This is a genomic window from Halioglobus sp. D3-4 (genome assembly GCF_055809315.1).
In genome coordinates, this window is the sequence record NZ_CM147907.1 from 4,374,642 (window position 1) to 4,392,717 (window position 18,076).

General features: G+C 54.8%; 16 protein-coding genes. 11 read left to right on the forward strand and 5 right to left on the reverse strand.

Annotated elements, in window-relative coordinates; genetic code table 11:
• Positions 1–10 precede the first annotated feature (10 nt).
• Complete coding sequence (locus tag AC0L6S_RS19330) at positions 11–1,093, reverse strand: Zn-dependent alcohol dehydrogenase (protein ID WP_473425753.1); 1,083 nt, start codon at positions 1,091–1,093, stop codon at positions 11–13.
• Between the two features lie 11 nt (positions 1,094–1,104).
• Between AC0L6S_RS19330 and AC0L6S_RS19335 the strand changes: the two genes are divergently transcribed.
• The 5 genes from AC0L6S_RS19335 to AC0L6S_RS19355 all read left to right on the forward strand — a co-directional run bounded on the left by AC0L6S_RS19335 (position 1,105) and on the right by AC0L6S_RS19355 (position 5,777).
• On the forward strand, positions 1,105–1,329 hold the full coding sequence (locus AC0L6S_RS19335; protein WP_473425754.1) for a hypothetical protein: 225 nt from the start codon (positions 1,105–1,107) through the stop codon (positions 1,327–1,329).
• Between the two features lie 141 nt (positions 1,330–1,470).
• Positions 1,471–2,412 (forward strand): FAS1-like dehydratase domain-containing protein, encoded by a 942-nt coding sequence (locus AC0L6S_RS19340; protein WP_473425755.1) that lies wholly within the window; start codon positions 1,471–1,473, stop codon positions 2,410–2,412.
• Positions 2,413–2,424: 12 nt separating this feature from the next.
• The gene (locus AC0L6S_RS19345; protein ID WP_473425756.1) at positions 2,425–2,868 is read left to right on the forward strand and encodes a MaoC family dehydratase; all 444 of its coding nucleotides are present in this window, start codon (positions 2,425–2,427) and stop codon (positions 2,866–2,868) included.
• 15 nt (positions 2,869–2,883) lie between these two features.
• Positions 2,884–4,074: a lipid-transfer protein gene (locus tag AC0L6S_RS19350; RefSeq protein ID WP_473425757.1), complete on the forward strand. Its 1,191-nt coding sequence runs from the start codon at positions 2,884–2,886 to the stop codon at positions 4,072–4,074.
• Between the two features lie 56 nt (positions 4,075–4,130).
• On the forward strand, positions 4,131–5,777 hold the full coding sequence (locus AC0L6S_RS19355) for an AMP-binding protein (RefSeq protein WP_473425758.1): 1,647 nt from the start codon (positions 4,131–4,133) through the stop codon (positions 5,775–5,777).
• 14 nt (positions 5,778–5,791) lie between these two features.
• Here the strand turns inward: AC0L6S_RS19355 and AC0L6S_RS19360 are convergent, their stop codons facing one another.
• Positions 5,792–6,070: a hypothetical protein gene (locus AC0L6S_RS19360; protein WP_473425759.1), complete on the reverse strand. Its 279-nt coding sequence runs from the start codon at positions 6,068–6,070 to the stop codon at positions 5,792–5,794.
• A 397-nt stretch (positions 6,071–6,467) separates the two neighbouring features.
• On the opposite strand from AC0L6S_RS19360, the gene AC0L6S_RS19365 reads away from it, so the two are divergent.
• From AC0L6S_RS19365 to AC0L6S_RS19390, 6 genes are read left to right on the forward strand one after another with little or no spacing between them, the layout of a single operon-like run.
• Positions 6,468–8,567: a TonB-dependent receptor gene (locus AC0L6S_RS19365; protein WP_473425760.1), complete on the forward strand. Its 2,100-nt coding sequence runs from the start codon at positions 6,468–6,470 to the stop codon at positions 8,565–8,567.
• 55 nt (positions 8,568–8,622) lie between these two features.
• Complete coding sequence (locus AC0L6S_RS19370; RefSeq protein ID WP_473425761.1) at positions 8,623–10,344, forward strand: N-acyl-D-amino-acid deacylase family protein; 1,722 nt, start codon at positions 8,623–8,625, stop codon at positions 10,342–10,344.
• A gap of 29 nt (positions 10,345–10,373) precedes the next feature.
• Positions 10,374–10,784, forward strand: a complete 411-nt coding sequence (locus AC0L6S_RS19375) for a cupin domain-containing protein (RefSeq protein ID WP_473425762.1) — start codon at positions 10,374–10,376, stop codon at positions 10,782–10,784.
• Positions 10,785–10,823: 39 nt separating this feature from the next.
• Positions 10,824–11,636, forward strand: coding sequence for a TauD/TfdA dioxygenase family protein (locus tag AC0L6S_RS19380; protein ID WP_473425763.1), 813 nt, complete (start codon positions 10,824–10,826; stop codon positions 11,634–11,636).
• Positions 11,637–11,677: 41 nt separating this feature from the next.
• Positions 11,678–12,949, forward strand: coding sequence for an MFS transporter (locus AC0L6S_RS19385; protein WP_473428646.1), 1,272 nt, complete (start codon positions 11,678–11,680; stop codon positions 12,947–12,949).
• 47 nt (positions 12,950–12,996) lie between these two features.
• The gene (locus tag AC0L6S_RS19390) at positions 12,997–13,467 is read left to right on the forward strand and encodes a hypothetical protein (protein ID WP_473425764.1); all 471 of its coding nucleotides are present in this window, start codon (positions 12,997–12,999) and stop codon (positions 13,465–13,467) included.
• Positions 13,468–13,499: 32 nt separating this feature from the next.
• Here the strand turns inward: AC0L6S_RS19390 and AC0L6S_RS19395 are convergent, their stop codons facing one another.
• The 3 genes from AC0L6S_RS19395 to AC0L6S_RS19405 are packed head-to-tail and all read right to left on the reverse strand — an operon-like array spanning position 13,500 to position 17,960.
• Complete coding sequence (locus tag AC0L6S_RS19395; protein WP_473425765.1) at positions 13,500–15,659, reverse strand: molybdopterin-containing oxidoreductase family protein; 2,160 nt, start codon at positions 15,657–15,659, stop codon at positions 13,500–13,502.
• Positions 15,660–15,696: 37 nt separating this feature from the next.
• Positions 15,697–16,830 (reverse strand): acyl-CoA dehydrogenase family protein, encoded by a 1,134-nt coding sequence (locus AC0L6S_RS19400; protein ID WP_473425766.1) that lies wholly within the window; start codon positions 16,828–16,830, stop codon positions 15,697–15,699.
• A gap of 2 nt (positions 16,831–16,832) precedes the next feature.
• Entirely contained in the window at positions 16,833–17,960 is a 1,128-nt protein-coding gene (locus AC0L6S_RS19405; protein ID WP_473425767.1) for an acyl-CoA dehydrogenase family protein, read from the reverse strand.
• Positions 17,961–18,076 lie beyond the last annotated feature (116 nt).

The window sequence follows — 18,076 nt, forward strand, 5'->3', positions numbered from 1 at the left end:
GCGATTGCACTCAGTATACGATGACGCCGCGCGCATTGGCGTTATTCTTCATATCTTCGAACGCCTGTGGTGCTTCATCAATGCTGTACGACCGGCTCACCATATCATCCAGGTTAAGCTTGCCGGCCTTGTACAGGTCCAGCAGGCGCGGGAAATCCACCGGGGGATTCGCATCGCCGTAGATGCAGCCCTTGAGGGTCTTGGCGCTCATGGCCAGGGTGAGGGCATTAAACGTAACGGTGTCGGTCAGGGCTGCGACGCCGACGATAACCGCGGTGCCGCCACGGCGCACAGACTCGTGCGCCTGCTCCATCAGCACAGGAATGCCAACCGCCTCAAAGGCGTAGTCCGCCCCTTCACCTGTCAGGGCCTGGATCTTTTGCACCGGGGCTTCATTTGCAGAGTTAATCAGATGAGTGGCGCCGAAGTGCTCTGCCATGGCCAGTTTATTGTCGGCCACATCGATCGCGATAATTTTATTGGCGCCCGCCAGCTTTGCGCCCTGAATAATGGACAGGCCGATGCCGCCGCATCCGAAAACGACCACACTGGCGCCGGGCTCTATCTTCGCTGTATTGATCGCAGCACCGACGCCGGTCATCACGGCGCACCCCACCAGGGCCGCTTTGTCCAGCGGGATATCCTTCTCGATTTTGATTGCACTGGTCTCGGGTATCACGGCGTATTCGGCCATGCATCCGAGAAACTGCATCACATTGATGTCCTCGCCATTGCTGTGGACCCTGGCTGTATCGTCCAGCATTTTGCCGGTCATCTTGCCACTGGTGCAGAGGTGTGGGCGATGGTTGTGGCAGCAGCTGCATTCGCCGCAGGCGGGGACATAAGAGAGCACAACGTGGTCACCTTTTTCGAACCGTGTTACGCCTTCGCCCACCTCCTCGACAATACCGGCACCTTCATGCCCGATCACGCAGGGCAGCGGAAGTGGCAGCCTGCCCTCGATGAGGGAGAGATCGGAGTGGCATACTCCAGTGGCTTTCATCCTGATTTTCAACTCACCCTTTTTCGGTGGGTCGATTGTCAGTTCCTCGATCGAGAAGCCGCCCGATTCGCGCACTACCGCTGCTTTCATAGAGAGTACCCTTGAAGTTCAATCATGATAATTTTTATATCCAGAGCCGATTTGAGCCATGGAGGACTGGCAAACCACGCTCGATTCTAAAGAAAAGTATCGGAGTGTGGGAAGGAGAAGGCAATGTCATATCAGTGCAGATTGGTGTCATTACCGATCAACTTTCAAGCCCGGCCAGTGAACTGAAAAAAATCAAAATGGAAAATGGGAATTCAGAGAAAAATATGTTTTCTTAGCGGGAATTTTGAAGTATTTATTGGCAGCCCATACTTTTCGGATCAGTTGCAGCGGCGGACGAATAGCCCTTCAATCAGTCCTGATAAATACCTGATGTAAAGTCACATAACAAACCAGTAGCGCGAGAATTGGAGTATTTGATGAGTAAAGAGCAGGCAGAATTCAAGGCCAGGATGCAGGCCTATGTCGATTCGGGTGACGAGGGCATCAAGACCAGTTGGGACGATGTCAACCGTCCGATGATCAGGCATTGGGCTCAGGCGATGGATGACAACAACCCGATCTATACGGATGAGGCGTTTGCCGCCACAACCCGCCACGGCGGTCTGGTGGCACCGCCGACGATGATTCAGGCCTGGACGATGAAGGGCTTGAGGGAGCAGGCACCGGGGTCTTCGACCACGGACCCGATGGCAGATGCCGGCAACGCGATGATCGAGGCTGGGTATGTAGCAGTTGTGGCAACCAACTGCGAACAGACCTACCTGCGCTACGTCAAGCCAGGCGAAAAACTGCATCATAAATATCGCCTGGAATCGATTTCTGATGAGAAGAAAACCGGGTTGGGTACAGGGTATTTCCTGACGCAGCTATTGGAGTATTTCACCGAGGACGATGAAAAAGTTGCTGAAATGCGCTTCACCATTTTGCGTTACAAACCAGCCAAGCGAGAGCCGGAGCGTCCCCCGCGAGCACGGCCGGGTATGACCCGCGATACCGAGTTTTTCTGGCAGGGCTTGCATGAGGATAACAAGCTGCTTATCCAGCGTTGCATGTCGTGCAAGTCACTGCGGCACCCGCCGTCACCGATGTGCCCCAAATGCCATTCGCTGGAGCACGATACGGTCGAGGCATCCGGCAAGGGTGTGCTTTACAGTCATGTCACTATGCACTATCCGCCGCTCCCTGCGTTTGAGTACCCGAATACCATCGCCCTAGTGGAGTTGGAGGAGGGTACACGCCTGATTGCCGGGCTTATCGACCTTTCGCGTGACGATGTGGAGATTGGAATGCCACTGCAGTTGGAGATTGTCCGGTGCGATGATGAGTTAACTGTTCCGATGTTCAGACGAGCCGACTAGGTAGAGGAAACCATGAGTAAGCAAATACTGAGTAACACCTGTTTTGACCAGGTTTCCGTGGGTGACAAGCTGCCCCAACTGGAGATCGATATTACGCCTACCCTGATTGTCTCGACAGCAATAGCTTCGCGGGACTATCAGGACGTCCACCACGACAAGACCCGCGCGCAAGAGCTCGGGTCGCCAGACATTTTCATGAACATCCTGACCTCCAACGGCCTCGTTGGCCGATATGTCACTGATTGGGCGGGCCCCGAGGCGATTCTGCAGTCGGTGAATATACGTTTGGGTGCCCCCAACTATCCGGGCGACACCATGGTGATGAGTGGTGAGGTGATTGCGAAACGCGAGGAGGATGGCAGGTGTCTCGTCGATCTGGCGGTAGCTGGAAAAAATAAAATCGGTGTTCACGTGAGTGGCAAAGTGGTCGTTGACCTGTTGAAAACTGCGCCGTAAACATAGGAATAAAACATGAGTGCGAATAGTTCTGAGAGAAGTTTGGCCAACAAGGCGGCGATAGTCGGCATAGGGGCAACCGAGTTTTCCAAGGAGTCCGGACGCAGCGAGCTGCAACTTGCAGCCGAGTGTGTGATCGACGCGCTGGCGGATGCGGGTATCGACCCGGCTGAAGTGGACGGTATCAGCACCTTCAAATCCGACAACAATCCGGAGTCGGAAGTGCACCGGATTATCGGTGGGAAAAACCTCAAGTTCTTCAGTCGTGTCGACTACGGCGGTGGGGCAGCCTGCGCCGTGGTGATGCAGGCGGCTATGGCAATCGCCATGGGGATTTGTGAAGTGGCTGTGGTGTACCGGGCATTCAATGAGCGCTCGCAGTACCGTTACGGCAGTGGCGCCTCGCATAAAACCGCGGCGCACAACTACGACGGTGCCACCCGGGCCTGGGGCGGTGTACACGGACTGGTCTCGCCGGCATCCAATGTCGCCATGAGTGCAACGCGATATATGTACGAGTACGGTGCTACCAGTGAAGATTTCGGGCGGTACTGCGTGCTGGCGAGAAAGCACGCCGCCACCAATCCCAAGGCGTGGTTTTACCAGAAACCGATTACGCTGGAAGATCACCAGAATTCGCGCTGGATTGTCGAACCGCTGCGCTTGTTGGACTGCTGTCAGGAAAGTGATGGTGGCGTGGCGCTGGTACTGACGTCGCCGGAACGCGCTAAAACCCTGAAACAGACGCCCGCGCTGGTGCGCGCTGCGACGCAGGGTTCCTGTGATGACCAACACACCATGACAAGTTACTACCGCGAGAATATCGCGCATCTGCCGGAAATGAAGCTGGTGGCGGACCAGCTTTGGGCGATGTCGGGTTTGCAGCCAGGCGATATGCAGTACGCGACAATCTACGATCACTTTTCACCGTATGTCTTCCAGCAGCTTGAGGCATTGGGTTACTGCGAACTCGGACAGGCCAAGGACTTTATCCGCGAGGGGAATCTGGAACTGGATGGCAGCTTGCCGACAAACACCCACGGCGGGCAGCTGGGCGAAGCGTATATCCACGGCGTAAATGGCATTGCCGAAGCCGTGCGGCAAATTCGCGGCACCTCCTGTAACCAGGTGAAGCGAGTAGAGCACGCCATTGTCACCGCCGGTACCGGTGTGCCCACCTCGGGGTTGATTCTGGGACAACTGTAGCGCGGCATGCGGCTTGCCTCAGTTGCCTTAACTGCCACAACGCTGGAGATTCTGTGATGACGACTGTACGCGAGCTGATTCAATCCCGCGCCGACGACGACAATATTGCGCTGCTGTTTGAGGATGCCAGCTGGACGTACAGGGAGTTTGTCCGCGAGTGTTCGGTGCGGGCGAACTTCCTGTTGGCGAACCGGCTTGAGGGGCCGTTTCATGTTGGTGTGTTGTTGCAGAATGTACCGGAGTATCCGATGTGGCTGGGCGCGGCAGCGCTCGCCGGTGCGGTTGTTGTCGGTATTAACCCCACACGGCGCGGCGCCGATCTCGCCCGCGATATCAATCATACCGATTGCCAACTGCTTGTTACCGAGCAGTGCTATCACGCTGATCTCGCCGGTCTTGATCTCAATGTATCCAGTGCGCGGATATTCAATGTTGACGACGCGCGTTACGACCATGCGCTTGCCCCTTACCGTGGCGCTGCGATACCCGACGTATCCGTAACGGAAAAAGATACGTACCTGCTTATTTTTACCTCCGGTACCAGCGGTGCACCCAAGGCCTGTATCTGTTCGCAGGGGCGACTGGCGGTAACGGCTGAGAACATCGTGGATCGCTGTCAGATCAATGCAAGCGATGTGCTTTATCAGGTTATGCCGATGTTTCATTCCAATACCCTGATGGCCGCCTGGGCACCCGCACTGGTGGCCGGTGCCACCAGTGCCCTGCGTAGAAAGTTTTCAGCGTCCGGATTTCTGCCCGATGTGCGCAAGTTCGGCGCGACCTACTTCAATTATGTCGGCAAGCCTTTGGCATTCATTCTCGCCACCGAAGAAAAGCCGGATGATGCATCCAACAGTTTGATCCGGATTTTCGGCAATGAAGCGGCCGAGCAGGACAGGCTGGAATTCAGTCGACGTTTTGGCTGTGAGGTCACCGATGGTTACGGCTCTACCGAGGGCGGGGTGAGATTGGCGCTCGATGACAGTACGCCGGCAAACGCCATAGGCCGGGCCACGGCTGGTGTCGCGATAATCGATAGCGCCACCGGCGAGCCCTGTGCCATCGCCCGGTTTGACGACCAGGGACGATTGCTGAATGCCGATGAAGCGGTGGGAGAGTTGGTCGACACCAGCGGCGCACGGATGTTTGAGGGCTACTGGAATAACGAAGAGGCAACCAGCAACCGTGTCCGCAACGGGTATTTCTACAGTGGTGATCTGGCGTACCGCGATGCCAACGACGTGATCTACTTCGCCGGGCGGGATTCAGAGTGGCTGCGCGTTGATGGCGAGAATATAGCGGTCACCCCGATTGAGAGAGTCATCAGCCGGCACCGGGATGTGGTGTTGGCCTGCGTGTATGCTGTCCCCGATGCAGTGGCTGGTGACAATGTGATGGTCGCCCTGCAGTTGCGTGAAAATGCCGATTTTGATCCTGCGCAGTTCATTGCATTTCTCGCCGAACAAAACGATTTTGGTACGAAATGGATGCCGCGCTACATTCGTGTCGACAGGCAACTGCCGGTGACACAAACGAACAAGATCATTAAAACAGAGTTGAGTAAACAGCGCTGGAGAGCGGATGCCCCTGTGTGGGGACAACTGGAGCGCGATGGCGAATATGTTGCCATCGGCGCCGAAGAAATCCGACTGATTGAAGAGGCGTTCGAGCAGCGAGGTCGAGGGCAGGTTCTCGCGCTGTAGCCTCATCGAGCCGCTTAGCCGGCCTGGCCCGAGCGCGCTGCCAACCGCTCCAGCGGTGTCTCCAGGCCTCTGCGCAGTGCGTCCCCAAGGAAATAATCGGTGTTATTCCAAGCAAGGCCAAGTGATTGCTTGGTCATTGGGTTGATATTGATTGTGTAACGTCGCCAGATGCTGCTGATCAGTTGCACGCCTATTGTGATGGTGGGCTTTGCGCGCGGCACTTCTTCGAACAAACATAGTTCTAAGTATCTGTTATATATATCAAATAGTTTTTTATTTCCTCCAAATTCCAACTCGAATCCTGACATCGCCGTAGTGATAAAGCCCCGTCTGTATGCGTACAGTAGGCGCACAGTGGAAGCGGGCTAATTGAATAAAAATGACACTTGTAATAGCAACCAAGTGTTTGCTAGGGTATTGGTCCTGCATCGCAGCACTGCCCGGCAAGTGGATAGCTTATCTCCGGGAAGTCGGTGTTCATATGCAGTACTGATGCGCGTTTATCTGATTGAAGGGTAATCAGCGCTTTAATAATAAAGGTGGCCCCGGAGTGCTTATCGCATGGGAAGTTCCAGCATAAAAACCAGATTAGATCGACCGCTTAACCTCGGCCGGGTTTCCAAACTACTCGTCCTGCCATTAGCTATGTCGACCAGTTCGAGTTTCGGCGCAGCCCTTGAGGAAATATTGGTGACAGCGGAAAAGCGCGCTGCCAATATTCAGGATGTACCGATCGCGATCAATGCATTCGATGCGGCGGATATCAACCGTCTGAACATCGTTGACACCAAAGATGTCAGCCGTTACACGCCTGGCCTCGTGATTGTAAACAGCACGGGCGGTAGGGGGCAGATGCAGGCCTACTCGCGCGGACTGGGAAATTTTGATTTGAATCCCGGTGGCATGCAACGAATCGGTATGTATCTCGATGGCGCGTATCTGGGTACAGGCATCGGGGGGATCTTCGACCTTGTGGATATCGAGCGCATCGAGGTACTGAAGGGACCGCAGGGCACGCTCTACGGACGCAATACCATCGGTGGTGCCATCAACATTATTGCGGTTAAACCCGATGAAGAGTTTTCAGCTCATGGCATGGCGCTGTACGGCGATGACAATCAGCAGTCGCTTCAGGGCTCGGTGAATATTCCGCTCACCGACACTGTGTTTGCCAGGGTTTCTGCCACTTATGCCCACATGGACGGACTTTATGAAAATACCAATCCCGGTGCCGATGATCCATCGGACCAGGATAAGGCCGAGTCGGGACGAATTGCACTGCGCTGGTTAGCCAGTGATGATCTGACACTGGACTACAGTTTTGACGGCTCCAACACCCGCGACTCAACGGCCGCATTCTGGATCACCGGCTACGAAGATCCTGCTGCGGGCTCATGTGCGAGGCTGTATTTCCCCGCATGTGTCAACGATACATACCCTGATCTGTGGGCCGACAATATTCTGGTAGGCCACCCCGACAAGATCGCGATGAACGATACGTACTTTAAGTTTGATAGTTATCGGCACATCCTGACGGGTGAATACGACCTGAATGACAATCTCACAATAAAATCCGTATCAGCGGCGTATGGTTACGATCGCAAGCAGTCGACTGATGTCGACGGCACCGCAGAAAGGCTGTTCAACTCCACGAAGCATGGCCATTACAACTCCATTCAACAGGACGTGAATTTTATCGGGACGGCATTTGATGATCGCCTGGACTACACGGTGGGCGCCAATTTCTTCAAGGAGTGGAACGAATCTACCGATACCAATTACATATTTGTCGATGTTCCACTCCCGTTCGGGCTGGATATCTCCAGCGCGCGACGATCGAACAATACCAATATCTCCTGGGGTATTTACGGTCAGGTGACAGGGTATATCACGGAGGCCCTGCAATTGACGCTGGGCACGCGGTACAGCGAAGATCACAAGGAATCCTCGACCGGAGAGAACAAGCTTGACGGTACTGTCGACGTACCTTGGAAGAAATCGGATCACAGCTGGGACAATGTGGCCTCAGTGGCGCGTCTGGCATACGACTGGACGGACCAGGTAATGACATATGTCTCGTGGTCTCAGGGTTACAACGCAGGTGGCTATCCGACCCGCGTGAGCGAGGTGTACGATCAGATTCCCTTCGACGAGGAAACTGTGGATACCACGGAGATCGGACTTAAATCCACCTGGTTTGACCGCCGCTTACTGATCAATGCTGCGGCGTACAACAACGACTACAAAGACCAACAAGTTGGCTCGTTCACAGAGGGTGTTGTGCGGATCGTCAACGCGGGCCAATCAACCATCAAGGGGCTGGAACTGGATGTCAAAGTGGCTCCGATCGAGGATGTGTTTGTCCTGCTCACCTTTTCCTATATCGATGCCAAGTACGATGAGTTTGGCGACGAGGATCCGGATTTGTTCGAGGCCGTACTGTCACCCAAATACACGGCGTCCGCTTTGGTGGAATATACGCTGTTGGACTCTGATGACTACGGGCGCTGGGTGGTATCCGGCGTGGCGGAGTACAAGGACAAGCAGAATTTTCTGTTGACCGTTGAACAGAATGATCATATTCGCAGCGAGTCGTATACTATCTATGATGCCTACCTGAAGTGGGAGCGAGCCTTCAAAGTCGAAGGCCTGGACTTAACTGTCAGAGGTCTCAATTTGACCAACGAGGTGTATAAAACCTCGGGTATCGATTTCGACGCGTTGGGATGGTGGGGGAACAACTTCGGTGATCCCCGCCGGTTTCAGATTGAAATGGAATACAGATTCTAGCGCGACACACCGTTACGCAAGTATCTATACATAGTGTGATGAGATGGAAAGTATGATGTATGACCTGATTTTAAGGGGAGGTACCGTTATCGATGGTACCGGGCTTGCGCGGCGTCGCGCCGATGTTGGTGTAAAAGATGGCATCGTGCAACAAGTGGGGGTGATTCCTGAATCTGCCACTGCCACCAGTACCATGGATGTCACCGGTATGATCGTGGCGCCCGGCATAGTTGATCTGCACACGCATTATGATCCGCAGTTGACCTTTGATCCCTACGCAACCAGTTCCTGTTATCACGGCGTAACGACTGTCCTTGCCGGAAACTGCGGCTTCAGTATTGCGCCCACCAAAGCCGATCAGCGCGATTTCATTGCGGCGCTGTTTGCCAAGGTCGAGGGTATGTCACCCCGTGCCCTCGAGGGTGTCGATTGGGCGTTTGAGAGTTTTGCTGAGTATCTGGAGTATCTGAAGGGTCGAACTGGCGTAAACGTCGCCTGTTATGTCGGTCATTCCAGTTTGCGACGCTGGGTGATGGGTGATGCCGGTTCCGAGCGTAAAGCCACGCCAGATGAAATCAAGAGCATGCGTGAACAATTGCGCGAGGCGCTGCAGGCAGGTGCCGCCGGGTTTTCATCGTCCCATGCGCCAACTCAGGAAGATGGGCAGGGCCGCCGAATTCCGAGTTGCTTTGGCGATCTTGAAGAGCTTAGGGAGCTGGTTGAAGAAGCGGGCTTGTGGGGGCGGGGGACAATTTCCTATCTGCCCGGCAGTGTTATCGGTGGTCTGGATAAGGATGACAGCGAATTGCTGTTGGAATTGGGCGAGCTCAGCCGCCTGCCGATCATTATTCAGGGGCTCGGTGGTCGCAATAAAACAGACGTGCCCGGTGCGGGTTGGCCTGAGGCGCTGAAACTTCTACAGCGAGCTGAGGATCGCGGTGTTGCGCTGTATTCATTGCTGCGCAACCATCCATTTGATCGCCCGATTAATCTGGCCAAGGGCTGTCCCTTGTACGCAGGTGTTCCCGCCTGGCACGCTATTATGTTTTTGCCGCACGCGGAAAAACTGCAGAAATTGAACGATCCGGCGTACCGAGAGACTATGCGCAACGCGGTGGAAAATCCAAACCGCGACAAGTCCAAGGGCTCGACTCTGCCACCGCCCGGTTGGGACAGCGTGTATGTCGATGTTGTGACCAAAGAAGAAAACCAGAAGTATTTTCGTCGCACCATATCGGAGATCGCCGAAGAGTTGGGCAAAACGCCCGCCGACACGATGCTGGATCTGGCGTTATCGGAAGATCTGGCGATGCGATTCCGCTGGGAGAATATTTCCGAGACCTGGGATCAGAGCGTGCGAGAAAGCATGCAGCATACGGCGATGCTGATGGGCGTCTCTGATGGCGGTGCGCATCTGGATCGCGATGACGGCTCGGACTGGTCCAGCTTCTTCCTGCGCTATTGGGTGCTGGAACAGGGGATCTGGAGTCTGGAGGAGGGGGTGCGCAAGATCACACAAGTGCCCGCTGCGCTTGCAGGGTTCAACGACAGGGGTATGTTGTTACCCGGGCTGGCCGCTGACATTATGGTGTTTGATCCAAAAACAGTGGGCCCGTACAGCAAGAAGCCGGTGAATGATATGCCGAACAATGAACACCGGTATTCTTCCCGTCCCAGGGGTTTCTACGCGACCATAGTGAACGGCGAACCCATTGTTGTGAATGGCGAATTAACCAAAGCGTTACCTGGCAAGGTGCTGAAGCCTCATCAGGTATAGCGAAGCATTGTAAAGGGAGAGACCGAGCGATGTCGGAAGAATCAAAGAGCGGTGCCGAACTAAAGGGCCCTGTGGCAATTAAATACGATGAGGTGCCCTGGGATATTAGCCGGCGACCGGTAAAAGAGCTCACCGGCCTGATGAAAAAAGCCGCAGAGATGGGAGCCAAGCGTAAGAAAGTTATTACCGGGCAGGCGGGTTTCTATATGAACCGCTCGGTGATGCCGGCAGGTTTCAGGGTGCCGGTACACAGCCACAGTCACGATGAATTTTTTGTTGTGATGGAGGGTGGTTGCACTTTCGACGATGGCATTGAACTGGGCAAGGGGGATTGTATCGTCTTCTATGCGAAGTATCGCTACGGTTTCACCTGTGGTCCCGAGGGCATGGATTTCATGACAATTCGAACTGGTGAAGCCACTTATGAGATGGGTGAGTGAACGGTAGTCGAATAGCGAACATTAAGAGAGGTCACGTTAGTGTCTAACATTGTTGTCAAGCCCATTACAGCCTGCATTGGCGCGGAGGTAGAAGGTATTGATCTCACCGGGGAACTGTCGCAAGACGATATCAAACTCGTGAAAGAGGCCTTGCTGAAGCACCTTGTTCTGTTTTTTCACGATCAGGATATCGATCAGGATCAGCACATAGCATTTGCCCGCTATTTCGGTGAGTTGAGTATTCCTCCGCTGAAGACCAAGTATATGGAGCGTCCCGAAATCACCGTGCTCGATCAGGTCAAACCGCTGGGAGAAGGCGCAGACCAGTGGCACAACGATAATACGTTTATGGCAAATCCACCGATGGGCTCGATACTCAAGGCTGAGTTGTTGCCTTCCGTGGGCGGCGATACCTGTTTTGCCAATATGTATGCAGCCTTTGACGCCCTGTCAGAACCCATGAAAACACTGGTTGAGGGGCTGACGGCGGTGCACGATATTACACGGCCTTTAACCAAGGCGATTCGCGATGGCCACAGCACCGCCGACCTCGCTGAAATGCAGAAAGCCTGGCCGCCGGTTGAGCATCCCGTGGTATTGACCCACCCGGAAACCGGGCGCAAAGCACTCTATGTCAATCGCAACTCAACGGTCTATCTGAAAGGGGTGTCCGAACGCGAAAGCGAGCTGCTGCTTCCATTTTTGTGTGATCATGTGCGATCACCGGATTTTCAATGTCGCTTCCGTTGGCGTGAAAACTCTATCGCTTTCTGGGACAACCGTTGCCTGCAGCATTTTGCTGTTCCAGATTACAGCGAGCGACGAGTGATGCAGCGGGTGACCATCAAATAGCAGATGCCTGCGCTGGCATGGCTACTGGAGCGACGTTGGACGTGAAAACTGGTAGTCGTGGTGCAGGGGGCGATACTGATAGCCCCCTGTTCTATGGTTGGCGAATCGTCGGTTTAACCACGCTGGCGCAATTGTTTGCTGTCGGTTGTACCTCCTATATATTTGGCATCTATGTAGAGCCGATAGCGGCTGAGTTTGATGCCTCGAGATTCGTCGTCACATCGGGCATGGCGGCCATATTGTTGAGCATGACACTCATAGCACCTCTGCTGGGACACTGGCTGGACAAGCACTCAATTCGAAATACTATGTCCATCGGCGCACTGTTGATGGGGCTGGGTTTTGCCTGCCTCTCTCAAGCCACTGCCGTATGGCAGATGGGGCTGGTTCTGATATCCGCTATCGCCTTGGGTGCTGCGATGCTGGGGCCTCTGCCCAGTTCCAAGCTGGTGACGAACTGGTTTTCGGCGCGGCGTGGAAGGGCACTGGGTATCTCTACATTGGGGACATCGTTGGGTGGCTTTACATTACCACCGATAGTGGCCTGGCTTATCGTCTCCATCGGCTGGCGCGGCAGCTTTATCTGTCTATCGCTGTTTATTCTTATCGTTGTACTACCGCTCGTTTTCTTTACCGTGTTCGATAAGCCCAGAGACAAAGGCTTGCTGGTGGATGGAGGGACAGCTGATGCTCTAACGGCACCTGTGGAGGATGCGCGAGCAGCCGATGTTCCGATGTCCACGGTACTGTCCAATCCAAGTTTCTGGGGTATTGGTCTCTGTGTCGGCTGTCTCTCTTCGGCGGGTGCCATTTTGCTGACGCACTTTGCCTCCTACGCCTCGGAGTTCGATATCACGCTTACCGGAGCGGCGATGGTGATTTCCTTCTACTCCATGATGGCGATGGTTGGAAAGCTGGGATTTGGATATCTGGCAGACATATACGACAAACGCGTTTTGTTGCGCATTGCCATTGTCTGGAACAGCCTATGGTGGATGACATTCCTCAGCCCGCACAGCCTGCAGTCGATGATTCTGGGCGGTGCCGTTCTGGGTCTTGGCGCTGGGGCCACAATGCCGCTGTGGAACGCGCTGGTTGCCTCCTGCTTTGGCCGCCTGGTGTTCGCACGCGCTATGGGGTACATGGGGCTTCTCGTACTGCCGCTGACGCTTGTTCCCATGCCACTGGGCGGTCTTATTTTTGATCACACCGGCAGCTATCTGCCGGTCTTTCAATTGGCTCTCTTGCTATTTCCGCTGGCCTTTGTGGCCACGTTTCTCATTAGACTTCCACAAAGAGAACCCAGTAGCTGAGAGGCTCTCCACTTCCACTTTACTTCAACTGATACAGGGCGCTAATTATGACAGAGAAAAAGAAACCCGAACTTCGCTTCCGTCACCGCGACGATGAAAAATGGCAGGAGGTGCGCGCACAGCAGCACGGCGAGCGCAGGGTATCCGTATGGGAGAAATGGCTGGAGTTCACACCGGACTTTCTGTGTCTGTATGCCAAATGGGATCCGGGTATGATCGTGCATAAGCATGGACACAATAGTAACCACGTGATTTATGTACTCAGTGGCAGTATGCATTGCGGCGATGTGCTCTGTACCGAAGGGATGCACATCACGCTTGAGAAGGGCGCAGCACTGGGGCCATTGGAAGCAGGCCCCGAGGGCGTTGAGCTCTTTGAGGTGATGATGGGCGACCCCAGATCCTGGCCGGCAGACCCTGAAGGCTTTGAGGCTTTGCTGGCCAAGCGCGGTGCGAAGAAACTGCCCAATCCGCCGATAGAGTTGCCTGATTGGATTCAGGATACTCGCAGCGAGTAGCCCGAACGCAATCCCGCGCTCGGGCCGGCGGCTCAGACAGCAGCGAGTTTTACGGCGAAGCCCGTCATCCTGGGCATACCCATCAGGGGGTCAAAATCCTTGTCTACCGGAATTAGCCGGGAGGAATTGGCGCCGAACTGAGCGATGTCTTCCGTTTCTCCCGGGTTGCTGCCAAAGCAATGCGACATCGAGACGATGCCTCTGCGCAAGGTATCGTCTGATTCCAGCATAACCTGAATACTGCCGCGCTCCGATTGCAGTTCAATCGTCTGTCCGCTACTGAATCCTAACTCGCTGATGTCATCGGGATGCATAAATGCGGGATTGCCCGGCGGGTTTTTGGGGAAGTCATGGCAGGAGGAGTTATAGACATGTTTGACACGCCGCACTGTCAGCAAGTGAGTAAAGGAGCCGTCTTCGCCATAGCGTCCCTCTGCTGTCTCAGGCGTTGCTGAAAGCTCAGCCAGATCTTCCGCCACCTCTGGCGGTAGCAGCTGCAACTTGGCGTCCAGCCCTTCATAGGGAGGGCCCACTCTAATATTCGCAAACTCTTCGAACACTTTACCGCCTTCGTACTTGGCAAGCTCCCTCAGTGGCACTTTGACTTTGTCATTGGGGAACATGAGTTCCAGAATATCAATGGTCTCCAGATTCTCGTTGTGCAGGTCAATGGGGCCGCCTTCCAAGTGAATCTCGGTGCCTAACCTTCTGGCCAGGCCGACCAGATAGCGCCACTCTTCCTGCACCGCGCCCCTGGGCTTGAGTATCGGTTTGCTGTATTGCCCGAAGGGTTTGTCGTAGAGTCGGTCGGTAAATTCAGCAAGACCATCGCGTTCAAATGCGTGTGCGGCGGGAAGGAGATAGTCGGCGAAGCGAGTTGTGGCCGTGTGGTTGATATCAATGCATACCAGCAAGTCCAGCGCCGCCAGGGCCTCGAGCGTTTTGCCCTGATCCGGCCACGACATCACGGGGTTGCCGCCGATCACGATGAGCGCTTTTACCTGTCCTTCACCCGGCGTTAATATCTCCTCGGCGGCGACAGGTGTCGGCATCTCCTGAAAGACTTGCTTAATGCCGCGGATGCGCGATGTCTTGGTATTCAGTGCCGGGTTGAGCATCGCGGGTAGAAACTCGGTGGGGATGACCTGTGCGGGCGGTGCAATATTTGGGGCCAGCAGGCTTGGAGCGGTGACTGGGTCGCCCTCGCGGTTCCAGCGACCGCACAGGGTATTCAGGGCCAGAATCAGGTGTTCTGATAAATGCGGAAACCTGGCCATATCGGGGCCGGTGCCGGAGCTGGCAGTACCGCGTTTGGATGTCGCGAAGAGTCTGGCAGCCGCCGCGATATCTTCCGCCGGCAGGCCGCAGCGCGCGGCAACCACGTCAAGCGTGAAATCGTTTACCGCGGCCTTGAGCGCAGCAAAACCTTCGGTTTGTGCATCGACAAACGCCTTGTCGAACAGCTCCTCTTCAATGATGAGTCGCACCATGCCTGCCAGCAGATTGGCGTCTTCACCGGGACGTATCGGCAGATAGATATCCGCGTGTTCTGCCGTCTCAGTGCGGCGCGGGTCGATGACTATCAGTTTCAGGCCACGCTTTTTCTCCGCCTTCAGTGACGTGGGGTTCCAGCCGGGAGGCCCACCTGTCATGTTCAGTGCCGAGATGATCGGGTTGTTGCCGATCAGCATGCAGACATCCGAGCCGGCAAAGCCGTGCGCGCCGCCGCCCCACGCACCGTGGCGACCCACGGCTATAATTTTAGAGGGCTGATCGAGGCTCATACTGCTGAAGTCCATCTCCGAGCCGATGCCCGCCAGCCAGGCCTGCGCGACCTGATTGCCATTGGAGCTGACCGACAGCCCGTTACCTCGATAGGTCGCGACAGCGCGTGGACCGTACTGTTCGATAATCTTTTTCAGCTTGGTGCCGATTTCGTCCAGCGCCTGCTCGTTATCGATAGTAGTAAAGGGCTGGCTGCGATCAGCTCTGCTCTGCGCATAAAGCAGGCGGTTGTCGTTGTGATACTGGTGAGCCCACTGGCGACCTTTGATGCAGGTGTAGCCCTTGCTCATCGGGTGAGACTTGTCGCCTCGGATGTCGAGAATTTGTTCGTCGGCAACATCGACCTCGATGCCGCAATACGCCGAACAGATTTTGCAGAAAGTCTTGACCGTTCTTTTATTGTCCATTAGCTGCCTCTGCTTCCTAAATCATTTTGGGATTACATCAGTCTTTAGGTAACCCCAGTGTTCTCTCCGCAATAATATTGCGCTGGATATTGGGAGAGCCGCCTCCTATTACTGTACCGTGGAAGTTGAACGAATCAAACTGCCATTCGCCCATGCCACAGGCGTCGTTACCCAGCAGACCCATTGCCAGGTCTGACATGGGGATCTCCAGCTTTCCGCGCAGCAGTTTGTTCACCGAGGTTTCACTGCTGGGTTGAGCGCCCTTGATCTGTTTCGTCAGGTTGCGCAGGCCATTCAGCCGCATCGCAGAAATCTGCGTCTCGAAACGAGCGATTTTGCGCCGTACCTCGCTGTCTTCCAGCGCGGGTTTGCCGCCCTTGAAAGAATCGCGTGCCAGCGCTTTCAATTTTTCCAGATGCCTTTCCATACCTGTGGATTCAGAGATGCCAGAGCGCTCATTGGCGAGGGCTCCCATGACCACTTTCCAGCCTTCGCCCTCTGCGCCGAGTCGAGCAGAGACGGGTACTCTGACATCGGTAAAGAACACCTGATTGAAGTGGTGCAGGCCGACGATATTGACGATTGGCCTGACTTCGATGCCGGGCGTATTCATCGGTGTTAACAGTACGCTGATTCCCCGGTAGCGCGACTCGGCTTCAGGATTTGTGCGTACGGTAAGAAATATGTTCTTGGCAACGTGTGCCTTGGTTGTCCAGATCTTTGAACCGTTGATGACATAGTCGTCGCCATCTCTAACGGCGCGCAATTTCAAAGAGCCCAGGTCGCTACCCACATCGGGCTCGGAATAGCCCGTGCACCAGCTCGATCGGCAGTTGAGAAGATCCGGCATAAACTCGTTTTTCTGTGCTTCAGTGCCGTGGCGAATGAGTGCTGGCCCGACCCAGGTCAGGCCCATGAAGTCGCTGCCGAGGTCTGGCGCCAGCGCCTTGGACATTTCTTCTTTCAGAATAAACTGCTCAATCAGTGTGCCGCCACCACCACCGTGTTCTTTCGGCCAGGAAAAGCCAATCCATTTCTTTTCAATCAACTTGGCGTGCCACTGGTCTATAAAGTCATCTCCGCGTGCTTCAGGTGGGGGAAGATTGTCCGCGATGAACGATTTCACTTCGGCCCGGAATGCTTCTTCTTTTTCAGTAAAGTCAAAATCCATAGCTATAGACCTCCAAGGCTGGCGACTCGATCATAGTGAAAATCCTCGTCACCATAGGTGGCTCGCGACCACTTCGAGCGCTTTATATAAAGTTGCATATCGTATTCATCGGTGTAGCCGATGGCGCCGTGTAATTGCACCCCTGTCACACCGGCATTGCAGGTGCTTTCGGATGCATACGCTTTTGCCCTGGCAATTGCGGTCGCTGCCTCTTCCGATTCTTCGTCCAGCGCCCAAGCGGCGTAGTACACCAGTGATTTCATGCACTCGATGTCTACGTATATTTCCGCCAACGGGTGCTTTACGCCCTGGTAGCGGCCGATGGGAGAACCGAATTGTTTGCGATCCAGTGCATACTGGCTGGTCAGGCTTAATATACCCTCGCAAACGCCAATGGCCTCCGCACTGACCGCCAGCGCGCCACAATCTATCAACATTTCTATCGCCGGTGCTCCGTACAGTGTTTCGCCCAGTATGGCGTCAGTCGGGATTACTGCGCCATTGAGCTTAAGTACACCGGTACGCTTGGTGCGATCCCAGCCTTCGGTTTCTTCAACGGTGACACCATCGGTGTCGCGCGAAACTATAGCGAGGCCGAGATTGTCATCGGCGGGGCCGGTGCGAAAGGCGACAATAAAAATATCCGCCGCCGTTGCATCCTGCACAAAGCGCTTCTCGCCGCTGAGCCGGTAGCCGCCCTCAGCGGTTTCTGCCGTCAATTGAATAGCGTGTGGTGCCAGAAAATCCTGTTCGTCCAGTAGTGCGAGCGTTCCGATACATGAACCGTCAGCCAGGCCGGGTAGCCAGCGTTGCTTTTGTGCCGCCGTGCCAAAGTCATTGATCGCCGTGGCGGCCAGCGTGGTAGATAGCAGCGGTGAGGGAAACAGGCTGCGCCCGGTTTCTTCCAGAACAACTACCAGGTCGACCCAGGACAAGCCGACACCACCATACTCTTCGGGCAGAGTCAGCCCGAGCCAACCCAGTTGAGAGAGTTTTCCCCAGAGCTCGCGACTGAAGCCTTCTTCGCTGGCTGCAATAGTGCGAACCTGTGGCAGCGCACACTGGCCGTCAAGAAACTTGCGTACCTGTTCCCGCAGCAATTCCTGTTCTTCAGAGAAACCGAAATCCATTAGACATAACCTTATCAGGAGGGAATTAACATTCTATGCATGACTTAAAGCACTGAACAATGTGTTCTGGCATCAAGATTGATTGCCATTTTCGTTTATCGTGTATCCATTTTTTC

Excerpts from the sequence above, each read along its gene's own strand:
- AC0L6S_RS19330 (WP_473425753.1), bottom strand. The coding sequence starts at position 1,093 with ATGAAAGCAGCGGTAGTGCGCGAATCGGGCGGCTTCTCGATCGAGGAA.
- AC0L6S_RS19340 (WP_473425755.1), top strand. The coding sequence starts at position 1,471 with ATGAGTAAAGAGCAGGCAGAATTCAAGGCCAGGATGCAGGCCTATGTC.
- AC0L6S_RS19345 (WP_473425756.1), top strand. The coding sequence starts at position 2,425 with ATGAGTAAGCAAATACTGAGTAACACCTGTTTTGACCAGGTTTCCGTG.
- AC0L6S_RS19350 (WP_473425757.1), top strand. The coding sequence starts at position 2,884 with ATGAGTGCGAATAGTTCTGAGAGAAGTTTGGCCAACAAGGCGGCGATA.
- AC0L6S_RS19355 (WP_473425758.1), top strand. The coding sequence starts at position 4,131 with ATGACGACTGTACGCGAGCTGATTCAATCCCGCGCCGACGACGACAAT.
- AC0L6S_RS19370 (WP_473425761.1), top strand. The coding sequence starts at position 8,623 with ATGTATGACCTGATTTTAAGGGGAGGTACCGTTATCGATGGTACCGGG.
- AC0L6S_RS19375 (WP_473425762.1), top strand. The coding sequence starts at position 10,374 with ATGTCGGAAGAATCAAAGAGCGGTGCCGAACTAAAGGGCCCTGTGGCA.
- AC0L6S_RS19390 (WP_473425764.1), top strand. The coding sequence starts at position 12,997 with ATGACAGAGAAAAAGAAACCCGAACTTCGCTTCCGTCACCGCGACGAT.
- AC0L6S_RS19395 (WP_473425765.1), bottom strand. The coding sequence starts at position 15,659 with ATGGACAATAAAAGAACGGTCAAGACTTTCTGCAAAATCTGTTCGGCG.
- AC0L6S_RS19400 (WP_473425766.1), bottom strand. The coding sequence starts at position 16,830 with ATGGATTTTGACTTTACTGAAAAAGAAGAAGCATTCCGGGCCGAAGTG.
- AC0L6S_RS19405 (WP_473425767.1), bottom strand. The coding sequence starts at position 17,960 with ATGGATTTCGGTTTCTCTGAAGAACAGGAATTGCTGCGGGAACAGGTA.